This is a genomic window from Vibrio sp. G-C-1 (genome assembly GCF_021728015.1).
Lineage (GTDB): Bacteria > Pseudomonadota > Gammaproteobacteria > Enterobacterales > Vibrionaceae > Vibrio > Vibrio splendidus.
Window position 1 is genome coordinate 1 of the sequence record NZ_JAKKCR010000010.1, and the last position, 13661, is coordinate 13661.

The window sequence follows — 13661 nt, forward strand, 5'->3', positions numbered from 1 at the left end:
ATCTTCAATGGTCTCGTGTGCCATTGCTAATTCTTGTTCAAGCATAAAAAAATCCCCATCAACGTTGTTGATGGGGATTATCTGCTAACTGCAAGATCGTTCAAGTCTTCTTAAACGATCGGCATTAGTCCTTGTGACGGCATTTTTATTCCATTCAACTTACCTAAATCGTTCATTTGTCAGAAGCTAACTCGCAGACGCCCACCTATTAGCTTACTTGGATGTACATACTTAACACTCACTACAAATTCAGCTTATATAAACTCGTTAATATCTGTCGAATCAATGATGCATTAATATTTCATCAAAACAGCATGTTAATTTTTTAAAACCAACACTATTAGCTGAAGAGGCAAATAGAGCTCTGTATTACCCATTTAATGCCTCAAGTTCAATTTCTACCCTGATCTATCATCGTTAACCCATTCTCTAGCATTTGAAACATCCGCAGCCTGTAAATTCGACTTTGAAAATAGAGAAGCATTGGTGCATATTGATACCAATTCATCTTCTGGTTTAATCACACCAAAAACCAACCTTAGACACTCTTAGACACTCTTAGACACTCTTAGACACTATCCCTAGATTGGTTAACCCTGTCTTACGAATACAGGTCTATGAGCGAATGAAAGACTATACGTTAGATATTAGATTAGGGGGATTGGAAAGAGGATGTTGAAAGCAGAAGTCAAGGTCAGCCACCAGCTTTTAATCTATATGTTTATCTTTAATAACTGATGGTTTCTGCCTAAACAACAGGCACAAAAAAGCCTCCGAACTCTGAGAGTTGGAGGCTTGGGTTTATAGGGTTAGATTACTTTTGGTATTGATCGTGCGATACATCTAGCTGGTAGAAAGTCGCTTGTGAGTAATCGTCTAGGTCGCCGCTGATGTTTTGGTTGTAAACACCGGCCTTGAAGTACATGTACTTGCCGCCTGCGTCGTAGCCGCTGTTGCTCATATCAACCACTTGTACAACATCGTCTTTGCCTTCACGCATTAGCGTTACAGTCATCGTGTTGCCTTTAACGTCAATACGGTAGCTGAACACTTCGCCAAGCGCGATACCATCGTCACCCACTTCAGCCGTCATGTCGCCCACTAGAGGGTAGAAGTCCTCTTTAGTTGCGTCTTGGCTTTCATGTGCGAAGTAAACAGCACCCGTTTCTTGGTTTGGCAGTTTACGGTAGTACAAACGAATTGGTTCATCGTTTTGATCGTGAATCTGACCAATGATAAAGCGACCTACTTCATTCGCATTACCCGTCGTTGTTGCATGGTCGATTTTCAACGTCGCTTCTAGAACGCCGTCAATACCCGCTGCCGACTCTAAGTCAGATTCAGGAGCACTTGAGAATACCCAGTTATTCTTGTTAACACCTTTAGTGCTAATAGACTGATCACCACGACGCATCATTTCACGAAGCTCTGTACGCGCGTACTTAGTGTTTTTAGATGTACGTACACCTTTCACGTAAGCTTTGAATACTAGGCCGCCGTCATCAGCTGTGTAGAAGATTTCAGGGTGTTGGTAACCGTTTGCAAGATTCCACTCAGAAACGTCATCAGGTTTGCCATTTTTGTCATGGTCAAATGGTTGAGATAGGTACCAATGCGTCATGTCAAAGTTTTCGCTCGGTGCGTTACCAGCAACTGGTGTCGCTGGCAGGCCTGTAGGAACTGGCAGTGCACTGCGTGTGTCGCATTCAACGGTCGTCTCACAAGGGTAAACCGCTGCTACACCGAAGTTACCAGAGCGTAGATCTTTGCGCGCATCTTTACGTGCTTTTTCTGCCGCTTTCATTTCAGCAATAATCACGGCTTCTGCTGCTACCACGTCTGAAGTGATGATATGGCTAGCAGGACATGCGTTGATGCTACAGTTAACCGCCGCTAATCCAGTCACACTGTTCCAACCGTTTTTGGTGTTACCGTGACCAACGTATCTTACGAAGCGTGCTTGCACTGCTGGCTCAAATTGGAAACGCTCTAGGCCGATCGCTTTACCTGAGCTTAGTTGGTTTTCTAGTACCGTTGTCCAGCTTTCGCCATCAACACTCACTTGGATATCAAATTTAGATTGGCGCTGATTACCTTTACTGAAAGATGCCTGAACCGCGTCAAACTCTTGTACTGAACCATAGTCTAGCGTTGCCCACTCGCCGTCACCCGCAGATGACCAACGTGTAGTTAGGTCTTGGTCAACGAGACGATCAGGTCCGTTACCATCATGGCTACTAGCGGAAACAGCAACTGGCGTCAGAAGCGCTTCACCAGTTTCTTTGTTATTTGGAAAATCAGCAGTAGGCGTGCTCGTGCTCGCACAACCAACCGCAAGTAGAATAGAAGAAGCGAGTAAAGTTTTTAGAGTAATTTGTTTCATATTTAATCCATTATTATAATACAAAGACAGCGTTCGTAAGTGAAAGCTAAATCAGCAAACACGAGCTATAAGGCGATACACCTATCAGTATTTGCGATAACACGAAAATATTACGTAATCTTATAATACAAATAAAACACTTCGTTGGATAAATGAGACTAGGAACACTTTCCGATTTTTCCATACTTTAACTGGATCACATTTCCTATTGATAAAAGACGATATATGAAAATTTCGAATGCAAAATGGGCTATCAAGAGCAAAGAAACAGAGCTGTAATAATAAGTGTTTGTATCAATCTATGCAGAACATTTGTCCTTCCAAACACATCACTGTAAGTGTCCAAAAACAAAAAAGACCACATTGTAGGTATCAATATGGTCTTCTTCATTACCGACATGGCTAATCAAACATCAGAGAACTCAGTTATGCTCTGCTCTTAGAGAACTAAAGCTCACATCAAACACTTCACCCGCATAGTCGCTATCAGGCTTAAATTGTGGGTAGATGCCCGCTTTAAAATAGAAAGCGATGTCTGTCGATGTCCAATCTGACGTCAACGAGACCGTGTCCCCATTTTTATCTGAGTAATCCTTTCCCCACGGGATTAGGTGAGAGACTGTATTAGTTCCATCTAAATCATGAGTCGCCAAATAGACACCGTCTTGATTGGCGCGAATCGTATACCGCCACTCTTCGTTAGCTGAGTATGTGCCTAATTCGACACTGAACGGGTCACAATGGTTACAATCTTGGTTGTTGCGTTCAAAATCGGAGTTCAGTATCACTCTTACTGGCTTACTCTCTCCTTCCCATAACAACTTCACCAATGCTTGATTGATCTTCCAACCATGGACTTGTCCAAGTACCACTTTTGGATCTTGATTGTTGATGTTCGGGTAATCTTCAACTCGCAAAGTTGCGGTGAGCTGATGGTTAGTTTTATTGGTTCTTGTATCGTCCAAATACCAACTTGTATCTTCATCGCTGGTGCTACAATCCGGTTGAGCACTGCTTTGATACAACTCCCTGAGCTCAGAGCGAATATAGCTAGAGTTTTGTGTGCTAGTGCCATAACCCATATCTGCTCTAAAGTGCATTCTTCCTTCATCGGTATTGAAATAAGAAAGGTCAATATCGCTATGATAGACATCGCTATCATTAGCGAGAAGGTCTTTACTCGATTCACAGCGCTCAGGTTCTAGTTCAGCCGCACTGTCACCCCCACTTCCATACCAAGTGTCTTTACTCGCAGGAATCGTCAACTTCCAATCATTAGTATCCCAATCGTTTGAGCCGTTGACCTGTGTGGTCGTGTATCGCAGTGCCTGAAAGTGAGCCGTGGCTTCACCATTTTCAAATTGATTATAGATACCCGCTTTAAAGTAACTCAGTAGGTGCTGCCAGTAGGTGATGTCTTCGTCGACTTTAACTTCATCGTTCACTTTGATCGAAAGGGTGTTTTCATAAACAGAAAGATCAAACTTAGTGAAGCTATCAAGATCCGCCTCTCCTAAATCATAACGATTATATGAAGTGGCGTAACAATCCGAAGAGTCAGCAGCGCTACTACAGTCAATGGCATTATTTTTCATGACTGCCCAGTAGTGACCTGTGAGGCCATCTCGTTCTTGCTCCCAAACCACACGCAATAGCGGATGAGGGATATAACCCGTACCACTCTCGTCTGTACCTTTATTGTGGATCTGTAGCACGGTCACTTCATCGTAATCAGCCGGTGAACTTGCCATCGAATGTTCGATATCGGGCAAGCTTATTTCTGCATACAAACTGCGTCTCACGCCTGCTTCATTGATATCGAAGTTTTCTCCTTCACGAACTTCAGAGCGCATCTTGTAGTTCGCCATTTTGAAGATCAGATTTTCCGTCTCTTCGTCAGCATAAAAATAATCACTGACATAACCATCGAAGTTACCATCTTTGACTTCAGAGGTTTTATTGCCCTCCTCTCCATTAGGATCAGATACCTGAAGATCTGAGCTGGAAAGAATGTTTTGATACTTGGTAATATCATAGGGAGCAACAACACCAGCGGGCATTCCTGGGTTATTGGTATCGGAAGGATCACTACTGTCACTGGAGCTGCTTCCACCGCAGCCGTACGTAAACGAAGCGAGTACTACGACGAAGATTGGCTTATTCACATTTATCTCACTTATCCATAAGAATAGAGTGACAATGTATATTTGTACTATTTTATGTCAATTGTCTATTTATCAGAATGTGAGATGTGGCAAATGAAGTGGAATGAATGAGTATTGCGTAGAGTTAGACTCAAGAAAAACGCATAAAGGCCACTCTAAACTCGCAAGTTATTGAGTGGCTCTCAGATCAACAAATAAACTTAGTATGTTGATTTTTAAATATAAATATTAGAAAAGTTAAACCTTAAAGCTGCTCATCAAGTCACTAACGCTGCCGTTAAGTGTTTTGATTTCTGCTGATTCAATCAGCTGATCTTGGCTTAGCTTATTAAGCTCCTCAACAAAGCTTTCAATCTTATGCATGTTCTTAGCGATGCTCTGAATAAGGGCGTTTTGCTCAACAGACGAACCCGAAATGTCATTGTTAAAACGACTCACCGTTTCCATCTGTTCCGTTAGCTTCGCTAACATATTTACCGCTTGAACCACTTGAGCACGGGTCATTTCACAGTTGCTTTTGGTCAACTCAATCGATTTAACCAAACCATCTGATTTAGACTGCAAGCCAGAGAGCGCTTCATCAATTTCAGAAGTACTGATTTGAGTTCGGTTGGCTAACGCACGGACTTCATCAGCAACCACCGCGAAACCTCGACCATGCTCACCCGCCCTTGCCGCCTCGATTGATGCATTCAATGCCAGCAAATTAGTTTGTTCCGCAATTCCACCAATCACAGACACGATTGACTGGATGCTCTGCGTTTCATTGGCCATTGAGCGAATATCATCAGAGGTGGTGCAGACTTGCCTCTCAAGATCACTGATATAGGTTTCCGTCACCATGTTAATCTGTTTGGTCTCATCACTGAACACAGCCGCTTCTCTTGCTGCTTCTGCCGCCGACTGAGAACTCTTCTCTACTTCGTTTGATGCTTCAGACAAGCCGTTAATCGCAGAGACCACTTGAACCGTTTCATCAGTATGAACTTTCAATACATCGCTGGTTTCTTTGCAACCTTCCCTAATACTCAATACCTTGGTATCGAGATCCGAGTTCTTGAATTTGACGTCCTTAACCATCTCTTGTAAACCGATAATGAACAAGTTTATGTCTTTGGCGATATGCCCTAAGTCGTCATTCCCCTTCTCAGCAAGCCTTTGGGTCAAGTCTCCGTTACCTTGAGATAGGTCGTGGACGATTTTTCTCAGTGATACGATTGGGCGGTAAAAGCGATTTAGAAGCAAAATCATCAATATCACCGAGCCAAGCACACAAGCCACGATAAGGATGCGCGCACTCGACATCACGCCATTCAACTGATTGAGCGCGAGTTCAGGGTCAATACTGGAGATCATGAACCACTCTTTCTGGCTGCCAATATCCACTTTCTTGGCCATCAAGATTCTCCGGTTACCATCAATCACCCCCTCAATGAATTGATCAGGCTGTTCAATGGCACTGTTGAGTTTCATTTGAGTATCTGCAGAAGATATATTGGTTTGCGGAAGTACGTTTTCGATTGTTGAAGCGACCACCATCCCCTTCTCGTCGATGATAATGCCTTTGGCTTCGTAGATGCTGTCCAGCTGTTCAAGCTGAGTTTCCAAATCGTCAAAACGTATGTCGGCCATGATGACACGATCTTGGTATGAGTACGTCACACCAATCATAGGCACTTGAGTACTCTTAGTGAAAAACAGATCACTAAAAGATAAGCCTGATTTCAATTTCGCTTGTTGATACCAAGGTCGAGTGGTTGGATTATACTTTTCTTTTATTCCAACACCGTTAGGGAAAGACTCTGAAGGGCGAGAGGTATAAGAACGGCCGTCGTCAAAACCCACCACAATCTTGTCAATGCCACCAAGCTTAGCCGCATAATGCATGAGTGCTTCATTCGGCACTTGGTATGGGGATTTCGTAAACTCTTGTGCAACAGAGTTAACGGTATCGATGGTACGCTGAACGGTACTTTCTATATGATTGATTTCTATCGTAAGCGAGTGATCAATCTCGTTATAAATCGTTTGGTTTACCTGTTCAGTGGCCAAGTTAAGCGTAAACCAGTTCGTAAATGCTAAAGCACTAGAACTGACGATCGCTACCATTAAAATCAATTTTCCTTTAAACCCTAGAGACAATTTTGAATTCATAAAACTCATCATCCATATCAACCTATGTCTATTATTTTCATCCGAATGAAATGGTCATTTTTTACATTTTCGAAGATACGGAAAGCGAAACTTGTTCATGCCGTTCCATCGTCACAACCATCAATTTAATTAATATTGTATGTTTAATTGGCCAGGCATTCTGTGAGCGATCTTGATATATTAAAACTGGCTAAAATCGCCCTGTGACATAGGTATCATTTATGAGTTTGGATTTTGTTCGAAGTTAAACATTGACGCATAACACATTCAAATAGATCGATTTTTAGATAATTAGCTCATCATTTCTCCGATAACATCTTTTCGAAAACTCTTCTTATTTACCTCACCCAGCTGAGTGAAAAAATGAGTCTTAACTCACACTTCTACCAACTAACCATTCACTAAAGGCATTCAAACTTAAAATTTATTTGTAATACAATAAGCCTTAAGTTATGGTGTGTTTGAATCATAACTTAAGTTCTTTCTGGATGCTTTTGTTCAATTCAAAGTGATAATTGAAGCAGCCGCTTTAAGGTCATTGAACGCGTTTAACGTAGAAACTGTCGGGGGATCTCGTTATTCGTTTTTTCACTTACTATTGCTCATTTGTTTGTCCAGACGGCTCGTCCGAACATGCCCATACAGTCACCAGCTGTGTGGGCTTTTTTTTACTTTCTTTTCAGACCCGATATACGAGCGGTGTTAGGCCATCACCAACAATCAGTTAAGTGCACTGGTTTTAAGTTTACGTAGAAAAGTAAGTGAACGAGTGGGTGCTAGAAGGCTTTGAATTTGCCGTTAGAAATAGATATAGATATAGATGTAGATATAGAAAAAAATAGGAATTGAGGCAGTAACAGAGTTAAACAGAGATTTGATTAGGTGTAGCTGAGGAAATTGAAGTAGAAGTAGAAGTAGAAGTAGAAGATTTTAACGAGGGAACAAAAGTTGGATATGGCAGATAAAAACGAACCTCGCTCAGGTATCGCCATCTAAAAGACAGGCAATACCCTAGCGAGGTCGTACGTCGATTACTTCTCTAGTTTAGCGAAGTAGTCGAAGATTACTGGTACGTCGTTGTTACCCATGCCAGCATCTACAGCAGCTTGTAGGCTTGTTGCAGTACCTTGAGCGATTAGAGACTCAGTACCTAGCTCTTCACAAAGAGCAAGGAAGTAACCAAGGTCTTTGTTTGCGTTAGCAACAGAGAAACCTAGCTTCTCTTCGCCGTCTACCGCGTAGAACTTACAGAATTGCATGAACGGAGAGTTAGATGGACCTGCAGACATGATGTCAAACAGTTGTTGGCCATCAACACCAGCGCGTTGAGCAACAGCGAAAGCTTGAGACATAGTCGCAACAGTCGTCATACCCATGAAGTTGTTTACAAGCTTAGTCACGTGACCAGAACCTAGAGCACCTAGGTGGAATACGTTTTCGCCTTGCTCTTCAAGAACAGGTTTAACTTTGTTGAAAGTTTCCATGTCGCCAGCAGCCATGATGTTCAGAAGACCATCTTTAGCGTGTGCAGGAGTACGACCTAGAGGTGCGTCGATCATGCCCGCGCCTTTTTCAGCAAGAGCTGCGCCGATTTTCTTAGTAGAAGCAGGGATAGAAGTACCGAAGTCTACTAGTACTGCGCCTTCTTTGATGCCCGCTAGAACGCCGTCTTCGCCGTAAACGATTTTTTCAACAACAGCAGAAGTTGTCAGACAAAACTGAACGATGTCACTTGCAGCAGCTAGTTCTTTAGCAGAAGTGAATGCAGTTGCGTTGCCGCGATCTGTAACGCGAGCAACAGCTTCAGCGCTTAGATCCATTACGTTTACGTGGTAGCCGCGCTTTTGTAGGTTTTCAACCATGTTGCCGCCCATAAGACCTAGGCCAATGAAACCGATTACAGGTTTAGTCATGTTCAAACTCCAAATATAGTATTGTATGATTATATGCTCATTATAATAACGACGTCTTTCTCGTTACGCAATAGTTTTAGGGCATTGATTTGATGGTTAGACGCAAGTTGTGACGGGGGTTCACTTTACGAGAAAATATGGGGCACGCTTTGTACTTACAGGAACTATTTACTACTTTAAAAACCGTCTATTGATGAAATAACATACGTTAAATGTCATACGATTATTAAGAACAAGCTACGCCTTTACCTATGTATAGTTCACTACTCCCTTACTCAGCCAGTGACGAAGGTAATTCACTGTAAAACTGACTAAACCGTCGTAACGCTAACTAAACCGTTGCAACACTGGGCTCGGTGCTTGGGTTACTTAAGGCGGTGGTTTTCACCAAGGTGATTTAGGTTTATTTCGACCTAAAGGATTTGCCAACTTAACTAACTAGCTAGACAAACAAAAAAACTCCGAGCTTTCACTCGGAGTTTTTAGTATCTAACTTCTGTTACTTCAGCGGATTACAGTTCGATTGAAACCGTTTCGCCATCAACATTGAGCAGTAGCGTGTTGCCTTCAAGCTTGTGAGACACTTCAACTTGCTCGCCTTCGTTCTTATTAGGAACAAGAAGCGTCAGGATGTTGTGCTCTTTCGATGGCTTGAATTCCACTTCCACGTGACGGTGGATCTCAAGATCTTTGAACTCGTATGGGTCAACTTCGCCAAAGCCTTCAACGTTCTTAACTGACGTGATGTTATCAGCAGACTCGTTGATGAAGTTTACGTCTAGGTGCGCAACTTCGCCACGGATAGTGAAAGACTTGTCTGCCACTTCGTTTGCGAAAGTTGTGTGCATTAGCCAAGTCATGTCTTTCTCTTCAGAAAGCGTTGCCTTGTCTTGCATTACGAATACTTTACCTTGAACGAACCAGACTTTACGCTTGTAAGATTCAATTTCAGGAACGAAGTACTTGTAAGATGCCGTTGCATCACCTTCAACCATCTTCACATCAGATTCTGTGTCGAAGTCAGAGATAGTACCGCCCGCTTCGATACAGAAGCGATCTTGGTGGTTTTCGTAGCCTGTGTTCTTGTTCTCGCCGTACTGACCTTTACCACCGAATAGTGGAAGGTTTTTAGAGAACGTTTGACGACGCCATTTCGTGTGCATGTCTACACCGAAACCACCGTAGTAACCTGTTACTGATGCTAGCGTTTCACCGAATGCGTGCAACGTAAATGCGTTTTGGTCACCGTGAGAGTGGCTGATTGAGCCAAACGGAGAACATTTGAATACCATGTGAATATGGTTATCACGCTCAGTCATCTTGTTGTGGAATGCAGCCCAACCCGTGATTGGGAATACTTTCAACAGTGGATCGTTCGATGGTGCTTTCTCTTCAGGTGCATCCCAAAGGAAGTTGAAACGAAGATCGTCGTAGCCGAAGTCCCACCAACCAAAGTTGTAGAATTTGGTGTGTGCTTCAGTATCACGGCCTTTCAGTTGGTTGTAGTACCAAACGTACTCAGGCTTCTGGTTAACACCTGCGTAGTGCTTGATGTTGTAAGCCAGTTTTAAACCTGGGAAATCGCCGATTGAAGACTGGTCACAGAAGCTCGCACGCTTAGAGTGAACAGGCATGCAGTAAAGCGGGAAATCACCTGTGTTTTCGTAGAATGTTTTATTAAACATGTCTACACCACAGTATGCTTTCAATAGGTCGAATGCTTCGCCTAGGAATGCAGTTTGCGTGTTCCAGTAATCAGGACCTTCAGCCCAACCGCCGTCTACACCGCCCCATGGTGGGTAATGTACTGCGTAGTATTCTAGCGCGTATGCAATGTACTCGCCTGCTTTCGGGTGATCATGGTAAAGCGCGATACACGTTGGGATGATAGCAGAAGAGATAGAACGAACACCGTGGCTGTTTAGTGGGTTGTTCAATAGATCAACCGTCACTTTCAGGTGGTGCATGATTTCGTCTAGACGCTCAATCAAAGCATCTTGAACTTGCTGGCGTTCTTCATCTGTGAAGTAGCCGTGTAGCCAGTCGTAACCCCAAGCCATAGCAGCAATAACACGGAAAGCCGCTTCATCGTTATAGCCACGAGAAGTCACGCCTTCTGGATCGTACGTAGACAGTTTTAGAGTCCAAGCTTTTGCTTTCGCAATTAGCGCTTCGTCTTCTTTCACAACACCAGCAATCGCTAGGTTACGTGTCGCGTTCAGTGCCATTTGGCAATCAACGTACATTTGACGCCAATAAGGACGCCATAGAGAAGCTTTACCTACCGTCTCAGCTGGGTACGCTTGAGGCTCTTCGAAAGGAGCAGTCTCAAGGAACTTAACGGTAGAGTTGTTGTAGAAATCATCAAACATACAGTGAGCTTGATCAGCTTTCACTTTTGCTTTGAATTCTTCTAACTGATCAGCTTGAACAAGAAGACGCGGACGTGCTTCGCTCAAGGTGTCTAGGAATGATAGGTCGAAGTCACGTGTTTGAACTTCGATAGGAAGTAGGTCTACAAGATTACCTGCTGAAGTATCGTTTTCCAGCTTCATCTTCCTGATTGCATCAAGAGATTTTTGGTCGCTCATTCTAACTCACTTATTTTTCAAGTTGATTGAAAGGAATTAGCAATAATATACGTCTTATTGTAGGACAATTGAATATATTTCGATTCGATTGAACCACTTTGTACAGTTTTCGTGATTTAGGTCAGATATCTTTCACCTGACGGTTTTCCGGTTCCGCAGAATAAAAAAATGCGACGCCCTTTCGAGTCGTCGCATTCTATTATAAACGTTTTCTATGTATTAGCTTTCGGTTACTGCTTTCGCTTGCTTGCCGCCATCATCGACCGCTTTCACAAGTAGAACACCAACACCACCAACAATCACACCACAAAGGATGAAGACTAAACGTCCCCACATTGGGTTCGTCAGAACAGCCATCAACATGATACCAACACCCGCTACCGCAATCAGTTTACCAAGCATTTGACGTTGTTTGTTATCCAACACTTTTTGCTCTGCCGATTCTGCTACTAATGGTGTATCTAAGTTGCCAAAGAACTTATCAACATCCGCTTGACGTTCTTTTGATAGAGGCTTGTAGAACATCGTAGATAGTACGAAGAAGCCACCGGTTAGCGTGATGTGAGCAATCAGACCAATCGCAACTTTAACATCAGACCATTCACGTCCTGTTAGAGTATCAAGACCAAACGCCGCGGCTACCATCTCTGCGTCGATAACAAAACCAACCACATAAGATACGATACCACCAACAACTAGCGTACCCCAACCAGCCCAGTCAGGAGTCTTCTTGATGAAGAAACCAAGGAATGCAGGAATCGTCATAGGGAAACCGATTAACGCACCTACGTACATCATCGTATCAAACAGGCTTAAACCTTTTAATGAGTTGATGAACTGTGCGATTAGGATAATAGCGAAACCAAATACCGCTGAAGTAATTTTAGATACGGTTACTAGCTCTTTTTCTGATGCTTGACCTTTACGAACGATTGTTTCGTAGAAGTTCTTAACAAAAATACCTGAGTTACGGTTTAGACCTGAGTCCATTGAGGACATTGTCGCTGCAAACATCGCGGCAACTAGAAGACCAACCATACCTGCTGGCATGTACTCTTGTACGAAGTATAGGTAAGCAAAGTCACCCGCTTTTTTACCTGCATTCGGGTAAGCCGCTGATAAATCAACACCTTGGCCTGCAATGAACCAAGAAGGCATGAACCAAATAAACACACCACACAACATCAACACACAAGCAAGCAATGCAGCTTTCTTAGCATTCTTTGAATCTTTTGCTGCTAGGTAACGGTATGAGTTAAGCATGTTGTTCGTGATTGAGAACTGCTTAACGAAGATGAAGAATGCCCAAATCGTAAAGATGCTTAGGTAGTTGATGTTGTTGCCCCAAAGGAACGAACCACCATCTTGTACTGGGAAGTTGTTAACAATCTCACCAACACCGCCACCTTGAACAACCGCTACAACCGCACAAGTTACCGTTACCGCCATGATGATAACCATCTGCATGAAATCAGATGCGATTACCGCCCATGAACCACCTGTTACCGACATTGCCAATACCACTAGGCCAGTCACCCAGATAGTCATGTTCATGTCGAAACCGAAGATACCCGAAGCGATGATTGCCAATGCGTTTAACCACACACCCGCAGATACCACTGAGTTTGGCATTGAAGACCAAGTGAATACTTGTTCGTTGGTCGCACCAAAACGCATACGAATCGCTTCGATTACCGTAACAACGCGAAGTTGACGGAATTTCGGCGCGAAGTACGCGTAGTTCATGAAGTAACCAAATGCGTTGGCTACGAAGATGACCGCTACAGCGAAACCATCGTTATACGCTTTACCTGCTGCACCGGTGAATGTCCATGCACTAAACTGGGTCATAAAGGCGGTTGCACCAACCATCCACCACAACATGTTACCGCCCCCGCGGAAGTAGTCACTCGTAGTGCTTGTAAATGTTCTAAACATCCAACCTATCGCAATCAAGAATAGGAAATAAATGCCGACAATAATCGTGTTGAGTTCCATCGTGTATCCTTTGTCCGTTTTAATTTGTTACGAGGACTATAGGAAATTCGACTCCTTATTTGTAGTACAATAATCCAAATAAGTGATGGCGATCTTATTTTGATTGATTAAGTTAATTATATATATGACATAGGATGGAATATGGCTAATCCATTAAGGAAATTGTTAGGGTTTTAGGTAAAAACCCAAAAGATCAAACACTCAAAATAAATTAAACCTTAAAAACAACAACTTAAAATAAAAGTGAGACTTTGCACACTTATTAACAAATACAACCAAACACATATAAACATAAAGATCTCAAAAATAATAAAAGAGAATCCGTGACCAAACCCACATCATTCATCACACAATAAACCAGTGTTTTTTACGAAATCGAGCGGGTAATATCATTAGAATTCAATTTAAATATCTAAATATTAAATCCACGAACCCTGTTTGTTTAATCCCAGATTTT

6 protein-coding genes are annotated in these 13661 nt (G+C 42.8%); all 6 read right to left on the reverse strand.

Annotation, left to right across the window (positions count from 1 at the left end; genetic code table 11):
• Positions 1–814 precede the first annotated feature (814 nt).
• The 6 genes from L3V36_RS15250 to L3V36_RS15275 all read right to left on the reverse strand — a co-directional run bounded on the left by L3V36_RS15250 (position 815) and on the right by L3V36_RS15275 (position 13204).
• Positions 815–2383, reverse strand: coding sequence for a polysaccharide lyase family 7 protein (locus tag L3V36_RS15250; protein ID WP_065682235.1), 1569 nt, complete (start codon positions 2381–2383; stop codon positions 815–817).
• Positions 2384–2805: 422 nt separating this feature from the next.
• Complete coding sequence (locus L3V36_RS15255) at positions 2806–4548, reverse strand: polysaccharide lyase family 7 protein (protein ID WP_102447722.1); 1743 nt, start codon at positions 4546–4548, stop codon at positions 2806–2808.
• Positions 4549–4785: 237 nt separating this feature from the next.
• On the reverse strand, positions 4786–6657 hold the full coding sequence (locus L3V36_RS15260) for a methyl-accepting chemotaxis protein (protein WP_017095152.1): 1872 nt from the start codon (positions 6655–6657) through the stop codon (positions 4786–4788).
• A gap of 1076 nt (positions 6658–7733) precedes the next feature.
• Positions 7734–8615: an NAD(P)-dependent oxidoreductase gene (locus tag L3V36_RS15265; RefSeq protein WP_004733521.1), complete on the reverse strand. Its 882-nt coding sequence runs from the start codon at positions 8613–8615 to the stop codon at positions 7734–7736.
• Between the two features lie 512 nt (positions 8616–9127).
• Complete coding sequence (locus tag L3V36_RS15270; protein ID WP_017077170.1) at positions 9128–11206, reverse strand: DUF4962 domain-containing protein; 2079 nt, start codon at positions 11204–11206, stop codon at positions 9128–9130.
• 219 nt (positions 11207–11425) lie between these two features.
• A complete protein-coding gene (locus L3V36_RS15275) occupies positions 11426–13204 on the reverse strand; it encodes a transporter (protein WP_102447721.1) in 1779 nt (592 codons plus the stop codon).
• Between the last annotated feature and the right edge of the window lie 457 nt (positions 13205–13661).

Bases quoted from the DNA above. Each gene is read 5' to 3' on its own strand.
- L3V36_RS15250 (WP_065682235.1), bottom strand. From the start codon at position 2,383: ATGAAACAAATTACTCTAAAAACTTTACTCGCTTCTTCTATTCTACTT.
- L3V36_RS15260 (WP_017095152.1), bottom strand. From the start codon at position 6,657: ATGGTAGCGATCGTCAGTTCTAGTGCTTTAGCATTTACGAACTGGTTT.
- L3V36_RS15265 (WP_004733521.1), bottom strand. From the start codon at position 8,615: ATGACTAAACCTGTAATCGGTTTCATTGGCCTAGGTCTTATGGGCGGC.
- L3V36_RS15270 (WP_017077170.1), bottom strand. From the start codon at position 11,206: ATGAGCGACCAAAAATCTCTTGATGCAATCAGGAAGATGAAGCTGGAA.
- L3V36_RS15275 (WP_102447721.1), bottom strand. From the start codon at position 13,204: ATGGAACTCAACACGATTATTGTCGGCATTTATTTCCTATTCTTGATT.